The sequence below is a fragment of the Tritonibacter scottomollicae genome (assembly GCF_032924845.1).
Taxonomy (GTDB): Bacteria; Pseudomonadota; Alphaproteobacteria; order Rhodobacterales; family Rhodobacteraceae; genus Epibacterium; species Epibacterium scottomollicae.
Map to the genome: position 1 here is coordinate 130,218 of NZ_CP136704.1, position 18,816 is coordinate 149,033.

The 18,816-nt window shown below is 63.1% G+C and carries 18 protein-coding genes; 14 read left to right on the forward strand and 4 right to left on the reverse strand.

Annotated elements, in window-relative coordinates; all coding sequences use genetic code 11:
* Positions 1–21: 21 nt before the first annotated feature.
* The 11 genes from thiD (at position 22) to R1T40_RS01390 (ending at position 7,914) form a co-directional block, all read left to right on the forward strand.
* The gene (gene thiD, locus R1T40_RS01340; RefSeq protein ID WP_317385597.1) at positions 22–825 is read left to right on the forward strand and encodes a bifunctional hydroxymethylpyrimidine kinase/phosphomethylpyrimidine kinase; all 804 of its coding nucleotides are present in this window, start codon (positions 22–24) and stop codon (positions 823–825) included.
* The gene (locus R1T40_RS01345) at positions 822–1,796 is read left to right on the forward strand and encodes an FAD-dependent oxidoreductase (RefSeq protein ID WP_317385598.1); all 975 of its coding nucleotides are present in this window, start codon (positions 822–824) and stop codon (positions 1,794–1,796) included. Before thiD ends, R1T40_RS01345 begins: the two co-directional genes overlap by 4 nt.
* A complete protein-coding gene (thiS, locus tag R1T40_RS01350; RefSeq protein WP_317385599.1) occupies positions 1,780–1,974 on the forward strand; it encodes a sulfur carrier protein ThiS in 195 nt (64 codons plus the stop codon). The genes R1T40_RS01345 and thiS overlap by 17 nt, the downstream gene beginning before the upstream one ends.
* 2 nt (positions 1,975–1,976) lie before the next feature.
* Positions 1,977–2,747: a thiazole synthase gene (locus R1T40_RS01355; protein ID WP_317385600.1), complete on the forward strand. Its 771-nt coding sequence runs from the start codon at positions 1,977–1,979 to the stop codon at positions 2,745–2,747.
* Positions 2,744–3,340: a thiamine phosphate synthase gene (locus R1T40_RS01360; RefSeq protein ID WP_317385601.1), complete on the forward strand. Its 597-nt coding sequence runs from the start codon at positions 2,744–2,746 to the stop codon at positions 3,338–3,340. Before R1T40_RS01355 ends, R1T40_RS01360 begins: the two co-directional genes overlap by 4 nt.
* On the forward strand, positions 3,337–4,296 hold the full coding sequence (locus R1T40_RS01365) for a HesA/MoeB/ThiF family protein (protein WP_317385602.1): 960 nt from the start codon (positions 3,337–3,339) through the stop codon (positions 4,294–4,296). The genes R1T40_RS01360 and R1T40_RS01365 overlap by 4 nt, the downstream gene beginning before the upstream one ends.
* 36 nt (positions 4,297–4,332) lie before the next feature.
* Positions 4,333–5,268, forward strand: coding sequence for an ABC transporter substrate-binding protein (locus tag R1T40_RS01370; RefSeq protein ID WP_106165091.1), 936 nt, complete (start codon positions 4,333–4,335; stop codon positions 5,266–5,268).
* On the forward strand, positions 5,265–5,942 hold the full coding sequence (gene tenA, locus R1T40_RS01375) for a thiaminase II (protein WP_317385603.1): 678 nt from the start codon (positions 5,265–5,267) through the stop codon (positions 5,940–5,942). The genes R1T40_RS01370 and tenA overlap by 4 nt, the downstream gene beginning before the upstream one ends.
* Positions 5,939–6,667 (forward strand): ABC transporter ATP-binding protein, encoded by a 729-nt coding sequence (locus R1T40_RS01380; protein WP_317385604.1) that lies wholly within the window; start codon positions 5,939–5,941, stop codon positions 6,665–6,667. Before tenA ends, R1T40_RS01380 begins: the two co-directional genes overlap by 4 nt.
* Positions 6,664–7,398 carry an ABC transporter permease gene (locus R1T40_RS01385; RefSeq protein ID WP_317385605.1) on the forward strand — a complete coding sequence of 245 codons (735 nt, stop codon included), beginning with the start codon at positions 6,664–6,666 and terminating at the stop codon, positions 7,396–7,398. Before R1T40_RS01380 ends, R1T40_RS01385 begins: the two co-directional genes overlap by 4 nt.
* Positions 7,399–7,518: 120 nt before the next feature.
* A complete protein-coding gene (locus tag R1T40_RS01390) occupies positions 7,519–7,914 on the forward strand; it encodes a VOC family protein (RefSeq protein WP_106165095.1) in 396 nt (131 codons plus the stop codon).
* A 7-nt stretch (positions 7,915–7,921) separates the two neighbouring features.
* Here R1T40_RS01390 and R1T40_RS01395 read toward each other — a convergent pair whose 3' ends face one another.
* Both R1T40_RS01395 and R1T40_RS01400 read right to left on the reverse strand, forming a co-directional pair.
* Positions 7,922–8,953, reverse strand: coding sequence for a GlxA family transcriptional regulator (locus tag R1T40_RS01395; protein ID WP_106165096.1), 1,032 nt, complete (start codon positions 8,951–8,953; stop codon positions 7,922–7,924).
* A gap of 62 nt (positions 8,954–9,015) precedes the next feature.
* Positions 9,016–10,554: a trimethylamine methyltransferase family protein gene (locus R1T40_RS01400; RefSeq protein WP_317385606.1), complete on the reverse strand. Its 1,539-nt coding sequence runs from the start codon at positions 10,552–10,554 to the stop codon at positions 9,016–9,018.
* Between the two features lie 146 nt (positions 10,555–10,700).
* On the opposite strand from R1T40_RS01400, the gene R1T40_RS01405 reads away from it, so the two are divergent.
* Positions 10,701–11,612 (forward strand): LysR substrate-binding domain-containing protein, encoded by a 912-nt coding sequence (locus R1T40_RS01405; RefSeq protein WP_317385607.1) that lies wholly within the window; start codon positions 10,701–10,703, stop codon positions 11,610–11,612.
* A gap of 74 nt (positions 11,613–11,686) precedes the next feature.
* Positions 11,687–12,640 (forward strand): aminotransferase class IV, encoded by a 954-nt coding sequence (locus R1T40_RS01410; protein ID WP_317385608.1) that lies wholly within the window; start codon positions 11,687–11,689, stop codon positions 12,638–12,640.
* Positions 12,641–12,824: 184 nt separating this feature from the next.
* Here the strand turns inward: R1T40_RS01410 and R1T40_RS01415 are convergent, their stop codons facing one another.
* Positions 12,825–14,627, reverse strand: coding sequence for a methyl-accepting chemotaxis protein (locus tag R1T40_RS01415; RefSeq protein ID WP_317385609.1), 1,803 nt, complete (start codon positions 14,625–14,627; stop codon positions 12,825–12,827).
* Between the two features lie 195 nt (positions 14,628–14,822).
* Positions 14,823–17,036 carry an NADP-dependent isocitrate dehydrogenase gene (locus R1T40_RS01420; RefSeq protein WP_317385610.1) on the reverse strand — a complete coding sequence of 738 codons (2,214 nt, stop codon included), beginning with the start codon at positions 17,034–17,036 and terminating at the stop codon, positions 14,823–14,825.
* A 463-nt stretch (positions 17,037–17,499) separates the two neighbouring features.
* Between R1T40_RS01420 and R1T40_RS01425 the strand changes: the two genes are divergently transcribed.
* Positions 17,500–18,795, forward strand: coding sequence for a glycosyltransferase (locus R1T40_RS01425; RefSeq protein ID WP_317385611.1), 1,296 nt, complete (start codon positions 17,500–17,502; stop codon positions 18,793–18,795).
* The last annotated feature ends 21 nt before the right edge of the window (positions 18,796–18,816 follow it).

Sequence of the window (18,816 nt, forward strand, 5' to 3'; positions counted from 1 at the left end):
TTTGTCGTAAGGAGCATCGCTATGGCGCATATCGCTTTGACCATTGCCGGGTCTGACAGTGGCGGCGGGGCCGGCATTCAGGCGGATCTGAAAACCATGTCTGCGCTTGGGGTCTACGGGGCCAGTGTGATCACCGCCATCACCGCGCAAAACACGCAGGCCGTGACGGGTGTGCATGGTATTCCGCTGGACATGATCACCGCGCAGATCGACGCGGTGCTGAGTGATCTGGATGTGGGCGCGATCAAAATCGGCATGCTGGCAACGCCAGAGATCATCGACTGTGTCGCCCGGGCCATCGCAGACTTTGACGGCGCGGTTGTGCTTGACCCGGTGATGATTGCCAAATCCGGCGATGCGCTCTTGGCGCCAGAAGCGGTGTCCACGCTGTGCCGCGTGCTTCTGCCACGTGCGCGGATCATCACCCCGAACCTGCCCGAAGCGGCCTGCCTGCTGGACCGTCCCACCGCCACATCCGCGCAGGATATGGTCGAACAGGGCCGCGCCCTCTGTGCGTTGGGGGCGCAGGCGGTTCTGATGAAGGGCGGTCATGCCGAGGGCGAAATCTGCGAGGACATCCTGATTGAGGCTGGCGCGGAGATTGCGCGCTTCAGCGCAGCGCGTCAGCACACCAAGAACACTCATGGCACCGGCTGCACCCTGTCGTCTGCCATTGCGGCCGGGCTGGCCAAGGGGCTGTCACTGGACGCGGCGGTGTCAGAGGCGCACGGCTATCTGCAAGGCGCTATTGCAGCGGCGGATGATCTGCAGATCGGTCACGGCCATGGTCCGGTTCACCATTTCCACAGGTTCTGGCCCGCATGACAGTTTACTCCGTCATAGGGGCCGGGGTGGCCGGTCTGGCCGTGGCCTCGGAACTGGTCGCGCGTGGCGCCACCGTACAGGTGTTTGACCCGTCCGGTCCGCCCGGTGCGCACGGCTGTTCCTGGTGGGCGGGTGGCATGCTCGCGCCGTGGTGTGAGTATGAAAACGCCGAAGAGCCGGTTTTGCGACTGGGGCAGGACGCAATCCGCTGGTGGCAGACACGCACCGAGGTCACCCATCGTGGCACTTTGGTTGTTGCGGGGCGGCGGGATCTGCCGGATTTGCGCCGCTTTGCCCGCCGGACCGAAGGGTTTCAGGAGGTCGGTGCGCAGATCGCCACGCTGGAGCCTGATTTGCCAGGCTATGGGCAGGGATTGTTCTTCGAAGCTGAGGCGCATCTCGACCCGCGCAGGGCATTGATGGACCTCTACACCGGCCTGATCGACAGCGGCGTGACCTTCCACAAAACGATGGCGCCTGCATCGCTGGACAATGCCATCGACTGCCGCGGTCTGCATGCACGCGATGTGCTGACTGACCTGCGCGGCGTGAAGGGCGAGATGCTGGTGATCCGCTGCCCCGATGTCAGCCTGACGCGCCCGGTGCGGCTGCTGCATCCGCGTATGCCGCTTTACATCGTACCGCGCGGCGATGGCGTCTACATGCTGGGCGCCACCATGATCGAGAGCGAGGACAGCAGCCGTATCACGGCACGGTCCATGTTGGAATTGCTCAGCGCGGCCTATGCGCTGAACCCGGCGTTTGGCGAGGCCGAAGTGCTGGAAATCGGTGTCGATCTGCGCCCGGCCTTTGCCGACAACCTGCCGCGCATCCGCAGGCGGGCGGGCAGGATCTACGCCAATGGCTTGTATCGGCACGGTTATCTTCTCGCGCCGGCATTGGCGTGCGGTGTGGCTGATCTCGCCCTGAACAACACACATTCGGAGATGGTCGATGAAGATCGTACTTAATGGTGATCCCCTCGAAGTCGCCGCGCTGACGCTTTCCGACCTGTTGCAGGAGCGGGAGGTGTCGGGGCGCGTCGCGACGGCGGTGAATGAAGAGTTCGTACCCGCATCGTTGCGCGGATCTTGCCACTTGAAAGACGGCGACCGGGTCGAGGTCGTCGCCCCCATGCAAGGAGGCTGAGGATGAAGACGTTTTACGGCACTGCACTGCCCAATCCGCTGATGCTTGGCACGGCGCAATACCCCAGTCCAGCCATACTGGAACAGGCCTTCCGCCAGAGCGACGCCGGGGTGGCGACCGTCTCGTTGCGCCGCGAAGGGGCAGGGGGCGCAGGCGCGGCCTTCTGGCAGATGATACAGGATCTTGGCGTTTTGATCCTGCCCAACACGGCGGGCTGTCATACGGTGAAGGAGGCCGTCACCACCGCCCATATGGCGCGGGAAGTGTTCGACACCAAATGGATCAAGCTGGAGCTGATTGGCCATACAGACAGTTTGCAGCCGGATGTCTTCCAGTTGGTCGAGGCGGCAAAAATCCTGACCGAGGACGGGTTTGAGGTCTTTCCCTACACCACAGAGGACCTGATCGTCGCCGAACGCCTGCTGGCGGCGGGCTGCGAGGTGTTGATGCCCTGGGGCGCGCCGATCGGGTCGGGCCGGGGGCTGAACAACCCCTATGCGCTGCGCGCCATGCGGGCCGAGTTTCCCGAGGTGCCGCTTGTGGTCGATGCAGGCGTTGGTCTGCCGAGCCACGCCGCGCATGCGATGGAACTGGGCTTTGATGCGGTGCTGCTGAACACCGCTGTTGCCCGCGCGGGGGACCCGATTGCGATGGCGCAGGCCATGATAGGCGCGGTGCGGGCAGGCCAGTTGGCCCATGACGCGGACCCGATCGAGGCGCGCGATATGGCTGAGGCTTCTACCCCCGTGATCGGAAAGGCATTCCTCACATGACACTGGATCGTTTCTACCCGATTTTCGACCATTCGGACTGGCTGCGCCGGATGCTGCCGCTGGGCGTCAAGCTGGTGCAACTGCGCATGAAGGACTTGCCAGAAGAGTCCGTGCGCACGCAGATTGCGCTGTCGCGGGATCTGTGCCGGGAGCATGGCGCGGTCTTGGTGATCAACGATCACTGGCAGGCGGCCATCGACCTGGGCTGCGACTGGGTGCATCTGGGGCAGGAGGATCTGGACGATGCCGACCTCTCCGCGATCCGCAAGGCCGGGCTGAAGCTGGGCGTCTCGACCCATGATGATGACGAGCTGGAGCGTGTGCTGGCGATGGAGCCTGACTACGTCGCCCTTGGTCCGGTCTATCCGACGATCCTCAAGAAGATGAAATGGCACCAGCAGGGCTTGCCGCGGGTCACCGAATGGAAGGCGCGCGTGGGACAGACCCCACTGGTAGGCATCGGCGGCATGTCGGTTGAGCGTGCCGCAGGGGTGCTCGAGGCGGGCGCGGATATCGTATCAGTAGTGACGGATATCACCCTGAATGCAGAGCCTGAGTCCCGCGTGCGCCAGTGGATCGAGGCAACGCGATGAACCGCTATGCGCGTCAGATGATCCTCCCCGAGGTCGGCACCGCCGGGCAGGCGCGTCTTGCCCAGGCGCGGGTGCTGGTGATCGGCGCCGGTGGCCTGGCAGCGCCGGTGCTGCCCTTGCTGGCAGGGGCTGGCGTGGGGCATATCACCTTGGTGGATGGCGACAGGGTGAGCCTGTCAAACCTGCACCGTCAGACCCTGTTTGCCGAGGCCGACTGTGGCCAGCCCAAGGCAGAGGTGGCCGCGCAGCGTTGTCGTTCGCTGAACAGCGAAATCACCGTCGCGGCGGTGACGCAGGCCCTGACCCCGGCGACCGCGCCTGCTTATGTGGCCAATGCGGATCTGGTTCTGGATTGTGCCGACAGCTATGCGGTGAGCTACCTGCTCAGCGATATCTGCCGGGCGGCGACGGTGCCGCTCCTCAGTGCATCGGTGCTGGGGCTGGGCGGCTATGTCGGCGGCTTCTGCGGGGGGGCGCCTTCGCTGCGCGCGGTGTTCCCGGACGCGCCCGACAGCGGCGCCAGCTGCGAGACGGCGGGCGTACTTGGCCCGGTCGTCGGCATGATCGGGGCCATGCAAGCGCAGATGGCGCTGACTGTGCTGCTGGAGCTCTCACCGTCGCCCCTGGGACAGGTGGTGCAGTTCGACGCGCAAGGGTTTCGCGCCTCGAGCTTCCGCTTTGATGGCGTGCCAGAGCCGGACGGCCTCTTTGCCTTTGTGGCCGCGACAGAGCTTTGTGACAACGATCACATCATCGAGCTGCGTGCCGATGGCGCAGCATTGCATCCGGCAGCACGGCGATTGGCCGGCGATGACATTGCGCAGCACCTGCCGCCAACCACAGACACCCGTCTGGCGCTGTGTTGTGCAACCGGGCTGCGGGCCTGGCGCGCAGCTGAACAGATCAGAGACATCTGGCCCGGCGAGATCGTTCTCGTCGCGGCCTCCGCATCCTGAGACACAGGTCCACGACAAAAGAAGGACATCTTTTTTATGAAACATTTCATTGCTGCTCTCGCGCTCATGGCCGCGACCCCTGCCATGGCAGCTGACAAGATGACGTTGCTGCTGGACTGGTTTGTGAACCCCGACCACGGGCCGATCATCATCGCGCAGGAAAACGGCTATTTCGCGGATGAAGGCCTGGAGGTCGAGGTCGTTGCGCCCGCTGACCCCTCGGCGCCACCGCGTCTGGTCGCTGCCGGTCAGGCAGATCTGGCGGTGTCATATCAGCCGCAGCTGCATCTGCAGATCCACGAAGGGTTGCCGCTGAAACGTGTCGGAACGCTGGTTGCGACCCCGCTGAACTGCCTGTTGGTGCTGAAGGATGGTCCCATTCAGGAACTCGCGGATCTGAAGGGCAAGAAGATCGGCTTCTCCGTCGCGGGTGTCGAAGAGGCGGTGTTGCAGGCGATGCTGGGCCAGCACGGGGTGACGCCGGATGATATCGAGATGATCAACGTGAATTTCTCGCTGTCGCCCTCGCTGATGTCGGGGCAGGTCGACGCGGTGATCGGCGCGTTCCGTAACTTCGAGCTGAACCAGATGGAAATCGAAGGTGTCGAAGGGCGCTGTTTCTATGTCGAAGAAGAGGGCGTGCCCGCCTATGATGAACTGATCTATGTCGCCAACCCGGACCGCATGGACGCAGACAAGGTCGAGCGTTTTCTCGCCGCGACCGAGAAGGCAACGCAGTATATCGTCAACAACCCGGAGAAAAGCTGGGAGATCTTCGCCGCGACGTCGACCGAATTGCAGGACGAGCTGAACGCACGTGCCTGGACAGATACGCTGCCACGCTTCGCCCTGCGTCCGGCGGGGTTTGACGCGGGCCGCTATGCCCGGTTCGAGGCCTTCCTGAAGGACAGCGGCATGATCGACAGTCTGAACCCGGTGGATGCGATCAGCATCGACGTGACCGCACAATGAGCGGCGGATACGGGCACTCCTTTGCGCTGATGCGCGCGCAGGCTGAAGGGCCGTGGCAGGACTATACCCGCCACGGTTTTGTCGAAGGGTTGAAAGACGGCAGCCTGCCGCGCGAGGCATTCCTGCACTATTTGCGTCAGGACTACGTGTTTCTGACCCATTTCTCCCGCGCCTGGGCGCTGGCGGTGGTGAAGTCCGAAACCCATGCCGAAATGCTGGCCGCCGTGGGCACGGTCAACGCTCTGGTGGCCGAGGAAATGCAGCTGCATATCGGTATCTGCGAGGCAGAAGGGATCTCTCAGGACGCGCTGTTTGCGACGGCGGAGCGGGCGGAGAACCTGGCCTATACGCGCTTTGTGCTTGAGGCAGGCTACAGCGGCGATCTGCTGGATCTTCTTGCGGCACTGGCGCCCTGCGTCATGGGCTATGGCGAGATCGGCACGCGCCTTGCCGCCGAGGCCACATCCGACACCTATGCGGATTGGATCAACACCTATGCGGGCGCCGACTATCAGGAGGCCTGCGCGGCGGTGGGCGTCTTGATGGACACCGCGCTTACACGGCGTCTGGGCGTGGAGTTCACCACATCGCCCCGCTGGGCGCGGCTGTGCCAGACCTTCCGCACAGCAACCGAGCTTGAAGTCGGCTTCTGGCAGATGGGCCTGACCCCATGACGCCTGCGCCCGGTGTGACGATCTCGGGGGAGGCGAGTCTTGGTGGCGCGCAGCTTTTTGCACCACTCACGCTGACCCTGGCGGCCGGGCAATGGACCTGCCTGCTGGGCGGGTCTGGTGTTGGTAAATCCACCGTGCTGCGGTTGATCTCGGGGCTGGCGACCGAGGCGACGTTTGAGGGCGACATTACCGCGACGGACACTGCGCCGGTGGCGCATCGGGTGGCCTATATGGCGCAGGATGATCTGCTGCTGCCCTGGGCCAGCGTGTCTGAGAATATCCAGCTCGGGGCGCGCCTGCGGTCAGAGGCGCCCGACCGCGCGCGACTGGCGCGCATCTTGGCCCGCGTGGGGCTTGTGGAGCATGTGGACAAGAAACCCGCTGAACTGTCCGGAGGTCAGCGTCAGCGGGTGGCGTTGGCCCGCACCTTGATGGAAGACAAGCCCGTCATATTGCTGGACGAGCCGTTTTCCGCACTGGACGCCCAGACACGCGCCGCAATGCAGGATCTCGCGGTCGAGGTGCTGGCGCATAAAACCGTGCTGATCGTGACACATGACCCGGCCGAGGCCGCGCGTCTGGGGCATGCCATTCTTGTGATGACGCCCGAGGGGCTGACCTCGCATCCCCCGCCGGATGGTGCCATTCCCCGCCCGGTGGATGATCTGGGCACGCTTGAATGTCAGGCGTCCCTGCTGCGCCTGCTGAGGTCGACCGTTTCATGAAGTATGCTCCGGTCGTTGCAGCGACATTGTTTGCGCTACTGGTCTGGCAAATCATCGTCAGCGCCACCGGCCTGCCGAAGTTTATCCTGCCGGGTCCGATGCTGGTGGCGGAAACATGGTGGGACAATCGCGCCATTATTGCCGAACACACCCTGACCACCGCGCTGGAGGTTCTGATCGGTCTGGCGATCGGGACCGCGCTTGGCATCGCGACGGCCATTCATTTGGCCAGCTCACGCATGGCGCGGGTGCTGATACAGCCCATTCTGGTGTTCACGCAGGCCTTGCCGGTGTTTGCGCTGGCACCGATCCTGACGCTATGGCTGGGTTTTGGCCTGTGGTCCAAGGTCGCGATGGCGGTGCTGATCATCTATTTTCCCATCACCGCGTCGTTCTTTGACGGCCTGATGCGTACGCCGCAGGGCTATCTCGATCTTGCGCGCACGATGCAGGCCAGCCCGTCGCGCATTCTGTGGAATATCCGCATTCCTGCCGCTTTGCCATCTCTGGCCTCGGGCGTGCGCCTTGCGGCGGTCTATGCCCCGATCGGCGCGGTCATCGGCGAATGGGTGGGGGCCTCGCGCGGGCTGGGCTATCTGATGTTGCTGGCGAATGGGCGTGCCAAGACGGATCTGATGTTCGCCGCGATGCTGACGCTTGGCGTGCTTTCGGTGCTGCTGCATCTCGGGGTGGCGCGATTGACCCGCAACCTTGGGAAACACGGCGCGTAGCAGCTGCAGGCGCGCTGGATCGACCATGGTCTCGACGCAAAATGAACGATCAGGGTTGCCTTTGCCCCGCCGCTCCGGTCACACCCTTGCCTGAGTATCATCAAAGACATTGGGGGTCCCATGACCAAACTTGCCCACAGCATGATCCGCGTTTTGAACGAGGAGACGTCCGTTGCCTTCTACAAGGCCGCCTTTGCGATGGAGATCGCGGATCGGCTCGATTTTGACGACTTCACGCTGATCTACATGACCGCCCCCGAAGGTGCCTTCGAGCTGGAACTGACCGTCAACAAATCCCGCACAGAGCCTTACGATCTGGGTGATGGCTATGGCCATATCGCATTGGTGGTTGCGGATCTGGAAGCGGCCCGCGCCCGGGTCGAAGCCGCAGGTGGGGCGCCGCGCGATATCGTCGATTTCCGCCCCGGCGGTGAACGCGTGGCGCGGTTCTTCTTTGTCGCCGACCCGGATGGCTATCAGATCGAAGTGATCGAGCAGGGCGGCCGCTTCCGCTAATCCTCCGTTACCCAATGCGGCCGGAGCGGATTTCGAACGGGGACTGTCCGAAGCGCAGGCGGAACTTCTTGGAGAAATGGCTCGGCGAGGAAAACCCCGTGGCCATGGCCACTTCGGTGATCGGCATCTCGCTCTGCAGCAGCAGGTTGCGGGCCCGGTCCAGGCGCAGCTCGTCGTAGAACCGCTTGGGCGGCAGGCCCACATAGCGCAGGAACAGCCGTTCCACCTGCCGTTGCGAGATGCCGACCAGTTCGGAAAAACGCTGCATCGGCAGCGGGTATTCGACATTGTCATCCATCGCTCGGATGATCCGGCGCAGGCGCGGGTGGGTCACATGGGCAAAATGGGGCGAGATGTCAGAGGTCAGCGCCTGCAGCCGGTGCTGCTGGGTATAACTCAGCTCATCCGCCACCTGATCGGCCAGTTCGCTCCCCAGCAGGCTGCGGATGAAACACAGCGCCAGATCGATCGCGGCGGTGCCCGCAGCGCAGGAAAAACTGTCGTGCTCATAGACAAAGGCGGAGCGTGCCAGCACCACCTGCGGATAGCGCTCGGCAAAGCTGCTCTGGTGGCGCCAATGGGTGGTGGCGGTTTTACCGTTCAACAGCCCCGCCATCGCCAGCACCTCCGCGCCGCGATCCAGCCCGCCGCAGCGCACCCCGTGGCGCATGGCGCTGCGCAAGCCGCGCGTGACCGCATCCAGTGTGGCGCGCGGAATGTCGGGCGTGCCGCAGAGCAGCAGCAGATCGCCGCGCCGCAGATCCCGGAGGCTGCCCGCAACCGGTAGGGCAAGGCCTGAGGATGAAGTCACCGGCGCCCCGTCCAGCGTGATGCAGAGACTGCTCAGGGGCTGCGCACGGCACAGCCGGTTGGCCAGTGCCAGCGTGTCCAGAAGGCCACTGACCGACAGCAGCGAATGCCCGGGCAGCAGCATCAGCACAAAACGCTGCACAGGCGCGCTGACCGGGCCGGCCGGGGCAGGCGCCGCGGGGGCGGCGGTCTCTTCCTCAGACATGTGCAGCGGTTTGTCCTGCAACATCGGTCAATCTCCGGTCAGTGGGCTCCGGTCACGGGGGGGGCGGTCAGGGGGGCAGGGGTGGCTCAGGGCTCCCCCGCGCCGATCTCCTCGCGGCGGCGGATCACATAGGCGTCGAGCGCCTCGGCCACGCCCGGGTCCAGCGCGGGTTCCTCGTATTCGCGCAGGGCCTGCTGCCACAGCTCGGTTGCGCGGGTCAGCGCGTCCTTGGCACCGGCGGCCTCCCAGCTCTCGTAGTTGGTCCAGTCCGACAGCAACGGGCGGTAAAAGGCGGTCTCGTAACGCTCCATCGTATGCGCTGCGCCAAAGAAATGGCCGCCGGTGGGCACCGATTTGATCGCCTCCAGCCCAAGCTCATCCTCGCCGAAGCTGATCGGCTTCATGAATTCCTTCATGTTCTGGATGATCTCCACATCGAGGATGAATTTCTCCATCGAGGCGGTCAGCCCCCCTTCGAGCCAGCCCGCCGCGTGGTAGATCAGGTTGGCCCCGCCCATGGTGGCCCCCCAGGTGGACATCATCGTCTCATAGGCGGCCTGCAGGTCGACGCAGTTGGAGGCATTGGCGTTCGAGGTCCGGTAGGGCACCCGGTAGCGCCGCGCCAGCTGACCGGCGATGATATTGGCCTTGGTGTTCTCAGGCGTGCCAAAGGCCGGCGCGCCGGAGCGCATGTCGACGTTCGACGTGAACGCCCCATAAAGCACCGGCGTGCCCGGGTTCACCAGTTGCGTCAGCACCACGCCAAACAGCGCCTCGGCATTCTGTTGCGCCATGGCGGCGGGCAAGGTCACCGGGGTCATCGCCCCCATCAGGGTGAACGGCGTGATGCTGACAGGCTGGCCATGTTCGGCCATTGCCATCAGCCCATCGGTCATCGCCTCGTCCAGCAGCCGTGGCGAGTTCACCGAGATCACCGTGACCACGCCGGGCACCTCGCGCATCTCCTCGATCGAGATGCCGCGGCTGATCGCCATCATGTTGATGCCGTCCAGTGCCCGCCCGCGCCCGATGGCGGTGCAGTGAAATGTCAGATCCGAGAGGGTGAGATTGGCCAGATAGGTGTCCAGGTGGCGGGTGTTGGCGGGTAGTTCCATCGGGGCCACCACCTGATTGCCGATGATGTTGACCGCGTTGAAGTGATGCGCCAGACGGATGAAATTGCAGTAATCCTCGTGGTTTCCTGGCCGCCTGCCGTTGATCATGTCGTGGGTGTTGGGCGGGCCGGCGACAAGGCCGAAGTTCATTGCACTGCCGCCCATGGTGATGCGTTTCTCGGGGTTGCGCGCCACCATGTCAAAGCTCTGCGGCACGGTTTCCAGCGCCTGTGCGACGATACTCTCGTCGATGCGGATGGTCATCTCGTCCCGGTCCACGATGGCGCCCGCACGTTCAAACAGATCCATCACTGTCTCGCTCATCACCCGGATCCCGGCCTCCGACAGCACCCGCATGGAGGTCCGGTGGATCTGTTCGAGCTGCTCTTCGGTGACCACCTTCAGCGGTGTGTAGGGCAGGTGGGTCTGGCTCCACGGGAGCTGCTCGATCTTGTTTCCCGCACGTGCAGACATGCCGCCGCGTCCGCCTCGTCGTCCTGATCTGGCCATCTGGTCCAAGGTCCTTCATGTGCTGTTTCGCGCAAGCCTAACCAGCGGCGCGGCGCTTGACACATGGACAATCCGGCCCCTATGACCTCATGAAACCGAGGTCATGAGCCGTCGATGACGTGACTTGTATGCGGGAAAGGACGACGATGCAGGATCTGCCGCCGCTGAATTATCTGCGCTCCTTCGAGGCCGCGGCCCGGATGCTCAGCTTTACCGAGGCGGCGCGGGAGCTGCACCTGACCCAGGCCGCCGTCAGCGGCCACATCCGCGCGCTGGAGCAGTATATCGGCGGGCCGCTGTTCGTGCGCCATCCGCGCTCCCTGACGTTGACCTCGCTTGGCAACGCCTATCTGCCGGGGGTGCAGCAGGCCTTGCAGCAGGTGCAGCAGGCGACTCACGCGATCCTGCGGCGGCGTGGCGTGGAGCGGGTGGTGATCTCCTGCCCGGTGAGCCTGGTGGATCACTGGCTGGCGGATCTGGTGGCCCGGTTCGGCGTGCAGCATCCCGGCGCAGCGGTCACCATCCATGGCCGCGTCTGGGTGGATGAGCCGCCGGAGATTGCCGACATCATCCTGACCAACGTGTACAAAGAGGCGCTGGATCGCGCCAGCCTGCCGCTGTGGCAGGACCAGATGGTGGCGGTCTGCGCACCGGGGTACCTGACGCAGATCGGCGGGATCGACGCGCCGGAGGATCTGCTGCGGGCGCGCTTGATCCACAGCCTTGGGCGCACAGAAGTGTGGTTGCAGGTGTTCCAGCGCCTCGGTCTGCCGGTCGCTACCGCGGATCCGGGGGCGGAGGGCGCGTGTCAGGCGAATACCTTCGGCTCGGTCATTGCGCTGGCCGAGGCCGGGCATGGGGTGGCGGTGGTGCCGGGCGTCTTCGCCCGCGCCGGGTTGGACGCGGGGCGGCTGGCGGCGCCGCTGGGGCAGGTGGGCCCGTGCCCCTGGGTCTGCACCATTTCCGACAGCAGCCTGTTGACCTCGGACGCGGCGCGGGCGCTGCACCAGTTCATCCGCACAGAGGCCACCGCGCATCCGCCTGTTCTGGACGGATAATCCCACCGCCCCTTGCCAAGCCGGGCGGGCGCATGGTCTGTCTGCCTGCAAAGAGACAACAGACGAGATCCCGCATGATACTGGACCAGAGCCCCACCCATTCCACCCATGACGCCGAAGCCGATGACCGCAACGATCACATCAAGATCTATGTGAACGGCGCGATCGTGCCCAAGGAGGAGGCCACGGTCTCGGTCTATGACTCCGGTTTCATGCTGGGTGATGGCATGTGGGAAGGGATGCGCCTGTATGACGGTGAGTGGGCGTTCTTCGACGCACATATGGACCGGCTGTTCAACTCACTGAAGTCGGTGTCGCTGGAGATCGACATGGGGCCGGAGGACATCCGCGACATCCTCGACCGGACTGCTGCGGCCAATGGCATGACCGGTGACGCCCATTGCCGGTTGATGATCACACGCGGGCGGAAGGCAAAGCCGTTCCAGCATCCAGCCCTGTCGAAATGGGGCCCGACCGTGGTCGCCATCGTGGAGCATTCCAAACCGGCCGAAAGTCTCTCGGCCCATGGCATTCGCTTGGCGACCGTGCCGCAGGTGCGTGGGCTGCCGATGAGCCAGGACGCCAAATATAACAGTCATTCCAAGCTGAACTGCGTGATCGCCTGCCTGCAGGCCGAACAGGCGGGGGCGGACGAGGGGCTGATGCTCGATCCGCATGGGTTTGTGAACACCACCAATGCCTGCAATTTCTTCATCGTGCGGCGGGGCGAGGTTTGGACCTCGACCGGCGATTACTGCATGAACGGGGTCACCCGGCAGAATGTGATCGACCTGTGCCGCGCAAACGACATCCCGGTGTTTGAGAAGAACTTTTCGCTCTATGAGGCCTATGGCGCCGATGAGGCCTTCCTGACCGGCACCTTTGGCGCGCAGACGCCGGTGGCCCTGATCGACGGTAAGGAGATCGGTGACGGCGCGCGTCCGGTGACGGCCCGCATTCGCACGCTCTACAAGGATCTTGTGGCAAAAACCGTGGCCGCGCAGAAAGCGGCGCGCTCATCGGGCTGAGGTCCTCCTAATGCTGTGTTGGCCGAGTTGGCAGGGGCCGCGGCCGCATGCTGGATAGGTCATGCGAGGAAATGGTCAACCCTGCCGGCCGCCTGCGGGAAAGGCGACAGAGGCCAAAACGTGAAGCGACCGCCCATGTGTGACACGGGCGGTCGCTTAGTAAGGTCAACTTGAGGTCGCGTTCTTATCCAGTGTGATGGGACCGCGACCGGGTTTCTGACGCTTGGCGTTGCACGCTGTCGTCGTCGCGTTCGCTGACCTGAAACTGGCGGGCGTTCAGCGCCAGTGTGTTGGCTTCGTCGCGCAGGCGCTGGGTTGCGGCAGAGGTTTCTTCGAACATTGCAGCGTTCTGCTGTGTAACCTGGTCCAGTTGATCGGCTGCCGAGGTGATTTCCGACAGGCCGGTCGATTGTTCACGGGCTGCTTCGGCCAATGCGCTCACGGTTTCGTTGATGGCGCTGATATGTTCGTTGATCTCGTCCAGCGCCGTGCCGGAGTCGCGCGCCAGAGCAACGCCCGTTTCTACCTCACGGTTGGCATTGCCGATGAGGTCTGCAATCTCGCGAGCCGCATCCGATGACTTGCCCGCCAGTGCACGCACTTCGCCCGCAACCACCGCAAAGCCACGTCCTGCTTCACCTGCCCGTGCGGCCTCGACCCCTGCATTCAGGGCCAACAGGCTGGTCTGAAAGGAGATGTCATCGATCAGCGACGTAATGCTGGAAATCTTGGCAGAGCTTTCCTCGATGCCACGCATGGCCTCGATCGTCTTGCGGACAACTTGTGCGCCACGCTCGGTGCGCTCGCTGGCCTGTTGCACACGTTCAGAGGCCGCACGGCTTTCTTCGGCGGAGTTCCTGACCGAAGCTGAGAGTTCCGTGAGCGCTGCCGAGGTTTCCTCGAGCGATGCCGCCTGCGTTTCGGTGCGCATGCCCAATTCGCGCGAGGAGCTGTCGAGGGCTTCACTCTCGCTCTCGATCCGCTCGACGCCGATCACCAGCTTGCGCATCAGATCTGAGATCTGTGTAACCGTGGCGTTGAAGTCTTCAGCCACCTGGCGGAATTCCTCGGGCATGGCGTCATCAACCCGAACGGTCAGATCGCCCTCGGCAAATTTGGCCAGTCGCTGGCTCAGGATCGCAACCACGCGCTGTCGCTCTTCGTCCTTGAGCTGCGCCTCTGCTTCCAATGCGGCTTGCATCTGCAAGCCATCGCGGAAATTGGCAACCGCATGGGCCATCTGGCCGATTTCGCTGCGGTCCGAGAGGCCGGGTACATCGGATTCGAGATCTCCGTCGGCCATGGTCGCCATACGTTCCTTGAGCGCATTGAGGGGCGGCAGCATGCTGCGGATGATCAGCAATGACACCCCGATCAGGACCGCCAGAGCCACGCCAAGCCCGGCCAGAGCGCGCATACGCATCCGTGCGATGTCTGCCTCAATGTCATTTACATAGGCACCGGTACCCAGATACCAATCCCAAGGTTCGTAGTACTGAGCATAGGTCAGCTTTGGTTCGACCTTTTTGGTCGCCGGGTTCTCGAAATAGATGGTGGAGACGGAACGTCCCTCAGAATCCATGCTGCCGAGAATCGCCTCGAAAATCTTGTTGCCATGCACATCCTTCAGATTGCGTTGGCTTTCGCCGCCGACCCATTGCGGACGGAACGGGTGGACGGAATAGACGATGTCGCTGTCGAAGGCGTAGATGTAGCCATTGTCGCCAAAACGCAGGTCGTTCAGAATCTGATAGACGGCATCTTTTGCCTCTTCCAGCGTCATTTCTCCGGCTTCTACGCGATTGCTGTAGGCCTCGATATGGCTGAGGCCGACGTCCGTGATGTGACGCAGCTCTTCTGTCCTGAGGTCGTAGGCCGCCTCGGATGCGTGGTTAAGCGTGAAGAAAGTCAAACTTGCAGCTGCAATGAGTGCAAGCGCCACGAGGGCGTAAATCCGGTTGGATAAACCGTAAAATGCGGCGGGCATGGTGGTAGGCCTTGCGTGTTTTCGATTGCTCCCAGTTTCGGACAAAATTGCTAACGGCTGATTTACATGGAAGGTCTGACACACATGTGATTGGCCGATATTCGTATTTTGCAAGCCGACTGATCCGCGGGCCTAAAAAAGGCAACGCCCGGACTGTGCCGGGCGTTGCGTGTTATTGACGTTTTCAAAACCGGCTTAGCCGATGATGCCGTTCAGCGTTGCCGACGGGCGCATCACTTGGGCCTTTTTCTCGACCGATGGGTGGTAGTAGCCACCGATATCGCCCGGCTTGCCCTGTGCGGCGGCCAGTTCCGACAAGATCGCGCCCTCGCTGGCTGCCAGCGCACCGGCAATCGGTTTGAAGTGCTCTGCCAGCTCGGCGTCATCACCCTGTGCTGCGAGCGCTTCGGCCCAGTAGCGGGCGAACCAGTAATGGCTGTCGCGGTTGTCAGGCTGGCCGACCTTGCGATCCGGAGATTTGTTATTGTCCAGAACGCCTTGGGTCGCGACCTCTGCCGCAGCGCCCAGCACGCCCGCCTTGGCGTTGCCCTTCAGGTCGGCGAGGAACTTCAGGCTTTCACCCAGCGCGCAGAACTCGCCCATGGAGTCCCAGCGCAGGTGGTTTTCCTCCACCAGTTGCTGCACGTGCTTGGGCGCGGAGCCCCCGGCGCCGGTCTCGAACAGGCCGCCACCGTTCATCAGCTTCACGATCGACAGCATCTTGGCCGAGGTGCCCAGCTCGAGGATCGGGAACAGGTCGGTCAGGTAGTCGCGCAGCACGTTGCCGGTGATGGCGATGCTGTCCTTGCCCGCGGTGATGGTGTCCAGCGACTGACGGGTCGCTTCGCGCGGCGCCAGGATCAGGAACTTGTCGGCCACACCTGCGGCCTCCAGTGCGGGCTGCACGTATTTGATCAGCTCGGCGTCATGGGCACGGTTGGCATCGAGCCAGAAGATCGCCTCGGAGCCGGTCAGGCGCTGACGGTCCAGCGCCAGCTGGATCCAGTTCTCGATCGGAGCCTGTTTCACGGTGCATGCGCGCCAGATGTCTCCGGCCTCTACATCATGTGAATGCAGCGTGTCGCCATTGGCCAGAACGATGCGGATGCTGCCGTCTGCAGGGGCCTCAAACGTCGTCGGGTGCGAGCCGTATTCCTCGGCTTTCTGCGCCATCAGGCCGACGTTGGCGACGGAGCCTGCGGTGGTCACGTCAAGCGCGCCATTGGCTTTGAAGTAGTTGATGGTCTCGTCATAGACGGTGGCATAGCAATTGTCAGGGATGACGCAGTTGGTGTCGCCCTTTTCGTTCTGGCTGTTCCAGCCCTTGCCGCCAGCACGGATCACGGCGGGCATGGAGGCGTCGATGATCACATCGGACGGCACATGCAGGTTGGTGATGCCGCGGTCAGAGTCGACCATATACATCTCGGGGCGCTCGGCGCGCAGGGCCTCGATGGCCGCGGTGATCTCGGCATTGCCCTTCACGCGTTCCAGCAGGTCGCCGAGGCCAGCGTTTGCATTGACGCCCAGCGCCTTAAGCTCCTCGCCATATTTGTCGAACACCGGCTTCAGCCAGGCTTTGACCGCGTAGCCAAAGATGATCGGGTCGGAGACCTTCATCATGGTGGCCTTCATGTGCAGCGAGAACATGGTGCCGTCGGACTTGGTGTCCTCGATGGCGCCTTCAAGGAAGGTGGAGAGCGCCTTGACGGACATGAAGGTCGCATCCGTAACGGTGCCAGCCGCCAGCGGCCAGCCGTCTTTCAACACGGTGACCGTCCCGTCTTTGGCGACAAACTCAATCTTTGCATCCCCGGCCTGATCGGCGGTTAGGGTGGCGGATTTCTCGTTTGCGTAGAAATCATTGCCGGGCATCGACGACACTTTGGTTTTGCTGTCGGAGACCCATTTGCCCATCGAATGCGGGTTGTTCTGGGCGTAGGTCTTCACCGGCTTGGCGGCGCGACGGTCGGAATTGCCTTCGCGCAGCACCGGGTTCACGGCAGAGCCCTTGATGCTATCGTAGCGCGCACGGACTTCTTTTTCCGCATCGGTGGCGGGCTCGTAGGGGTAATTGGGCAACGCATAGCCCTGCGCCTGCAGTTCTTCGACTGCGGCGACCAGCTGGGGTTCAGAGGCCGAGATGTTCGGCAGTTTGATGACGTTGGCATCCGGCGTCTTCACCAACTCGCCCAGCGCGGCGAGATCATCGCTCTGGCGCTGGTCTTCGGTGAGGTGATCCGGGAAGGTCGCGAGAATGCGCGCGGCCAGCGAGATGTCCTTGGTGCCCACGGTTACACCGGCGGCATCCGCAAACTTGCGGATGATCGGCAGGAAGGACGCCGAGGCCAGCTCGGGCGCTTCGTCTACGATGGTATACAAAATGTCCGGCGTTGAGTTTTCTGCCATGTTCCACAACCTTTCTGCGAATACGGAAGTTGTTTTGTCGTCGTCTCTGCGGCACTTGGGCCGCGTCACCTGGGGGCCGTCCGGGGCAGCGGACCAGCGGTCGGTCCCGGACATGCATCATGTTTACACGCCTCTCCTAGACCAGAGGACCGCGCAAGGCAATTGTCTCGATGCGCAAACGCGGCTTTGTTGCCGAGAGTTTTCTGGTTTTGACCCGGCATGCATAAATTTCCCCACCTGATCGGGTGGCTTTGGCGGTCGGGCTGTTTGTCTATGCATTCAATCTGCGGTATGATTAATCTTTGTTAAGGTGAGTTGGGTTACGTTGTGTCATCGATGCGGATCGGGCGTGTGGGGCGAAGGACGCGCTAGACCTCCTGGAAATCTCCAGTCGGATATTGACCGTGTATTTGTCGATGGGTGGGAACGTTCCTGTTTCAGCTGCGCCCTTTTGGAGAGAAAGATGACGCGGACGACGGCGGCAGGGCATCTGTTAATCTACGCGCCGGTCCCGGTTTATCGGGACGGGACGTCGCTTTATATCGAGCGACAGGCCGTCAACGGTCTGCGTCTGTGGTCTGAGCACTTCGGCCGTGTCACCATCGTCATGCCAGAGAAAACCGCGCCGCGTCCCCAAGGGTGGATGCTGATGTCCGAGGCGCTGGAGCCCCTGCCAAAGGTGCGCGTCGTGACCGTGCCCTCCGCATACGGCGCGCAGCGATTTTTATATGCGTTGCCCCGCCAGCGGCGTCGTCTGCGCAAGCTGATCGCCGAGGCGGACTATCTCAGCTTTGCCATCGGAGGGCTGTTTGGCGACTGGGGCGCGGTCTGTGCTGTCGAAGCCCTGAGTCTGCGTCGCGCCTTTGCGATCTGGACGGACCGGGTAGAGTCGGACGTGCTGCGCCAGACACGCGAATGGGGTGGCTGGAAACAACAGTTGAAATCGCGCCTCTATCGACGCCCGATGGCCTGGCTGGAGCGCGCGTTGATCTCGCGCGCGGACCTCGGCCTGTTTCACGGTCGCGAAACCTTTGACGCCTATGCCGCTTTCAGTCGTAACCCGCAGCTGGTTCACGATATTCATATTTCCGGCACTGAACACATCAGTCCCGCAGCCCTGCAGACCAAACTGTCGCAACTAGAACAGCGTCCGCTGCGAATCGTCTATGCTGGGCGCGCCGAAGGGATGAAGGGGCCGGAGGACTGGATCGATGTCCTGGAGCGTCTGGCTGCGCTTGGCATTTCGTTTGAGGCTGAATGGCTCGGCGCGGGGAGCTGCCTTCAAATGATGCGTGACCGAGTGCGCCGCGCTGGGCTGTCCGACAACGTGCGCCTGCCGGGCTTTGTCGAAGATCATGCAGAGGTGCGGTCGCGTCTCCAGAGGGCGGATGTCTTCCTCTTTTGTCACAAGACCGCCGAGTCGCCGCGATGCCTGATCGAGGCGCTGACCGGCGCAACTCCGATCATTGGCTACGAGGGGGCTTATGCGCAGGACCTGGTCGCGGATCATGGCGGCGGGGTCTTGGTACCACGGGGCGATGCGGCGGCGCTGGCCGCCGTGCTGGCGGATCTCAGCACCAAACGCGAGGGTCTTGCCCGGCTGATGCAGAATGCGCTGGCGGATGCAGCGCCTTACACGGACGAAAAAGTGTTCGCGCATCGCTGCCAGCTGATCCGGCGCTATCTCGCACCGGTGGTCCGACCTCCCTCCGACAAAGGGCCCAGCGGCAGGGCGCTAGGGGCGGTTACCGGGAACTGAACGGCGCGCTGAATTGCGCGG

Coding starts and splice junctions, on each gene's coding strand:
- R1T40_RS01370 (WP_106165091.1), top strand. CDS start 4,333: ATGAAACATTTCATTGCTGCTCTCGCGCTCATGGCCGCGACCCCTGCC.
- tenA (WP_317385603.1), top strand. CDS start 5,265: ATGAGCGGCGGATACGGGCACTCCTTTGCGCTGATGCGCGCGCAGGCT.
- R1T40_RS01395 (WP_106165096.1), bottom strand. CDS start 8,953: ATGTTGCAGGACAAACCGCTGCACATGTCTGAGGAAGAGACCGCCGCC.
- R1T40_RS01390 (WP_106165095.1), top strand. CDS start 7,519: ATGACCAAACTTGCCCACAGCATGATCCGCGTTTTGAACGAGGAGACG.
- R1T40_RS01365 (WP_317385602.1), top strand. CDS start 3,337: ATGAACCGCTATGCGCGTCAGATGATCCTCCCCGAGGTCGGCACCGCC.
- R1T40_RS01385 (WP_317385605.1), top strand. CDS start 6,664: ATGAAGTATGCTCCGGTCGTTGCAGCGACATTGTTTGCGCTACTGGTC.
- R1T40_RS01345 (WP_317385598.1), top strand. CDS start 822: ATGACAGTTTACTCCGTCATAGGGGCCGGGGTGGCCGGTCTGGCCGTG.
- thiD (WP_317385597.1), top strand. CDS start 22: ATGGCGCATATCGCTTTGACCATTGCCGGGTCTGACAGTGGCGGCGGG.
- R1T40_RS01420 (WP_317385610.1), bottom strand. CDS start 17,036: ATGGCAGAAAACTCAACGCCGGACATTTTGTATACCATCGTAGACGAA.
- R1T40_RS01410 (WP_317385608.1), top strand. CDS start 11,687: ATGATACTGGACCAGAGCCCCACCCATTCCACCCATGACGCCGAAGCC.
- R1T40_RS01355 (WP_317385600.1), top strand. CDS start 1,977: ATGAAGACGTTTTACGGCACTGCACTGCCCAATCCGCTGATGCTTGGC.
- R1T40_RS01415 (WP_317385609.1), bottom strand. CDS start 14,627: ATGCCCGCCGCATTTTACGGTTTATCCAACCGGATTTACGCCCTCGTG.
- R1T40_RS01360 (WP_317385601.1), top strand. CDS start 2,744: ATGACACTGGATCGTTTCTACCCGATTTTCGACCATTCGGACTGGCTG.
- R1T40_RS01380 (WP_317385604.1), top strand. CDS start 5,939: ATGACGCCTGCGCCCGGTGTGACGATCTCGGGGGAGGCGAGTCTTGGT.
- thiS (WP_317385599.1), top strand. CDS start 1,780: ATGAAGATCGTACTTAATGGTGATCCCCTCGAAGTCGCCGCGCTGACG.
- R1T40_RS01425 (WP_317385611.1), top strand. CDS start 17,500: ATGACGCGGACGACGGCGGCAGGGCATCTGTTAATCTACGCGCCGGTC.
- R1T40_RS01400 (WP_317385606.1), bottom strand. CDS start 10,554: ATGGCCAGATCAGGACGACGAGGCGGACGCGGCGGCATGTCTGCACGT.
- R1T40_RS01405 (WP_317385607.1), top strand. CDS start 10,701: ATGCAGGATCTGCCGCCGCTGAATTATCTGCGCTCCTTCGAGGCCGCG.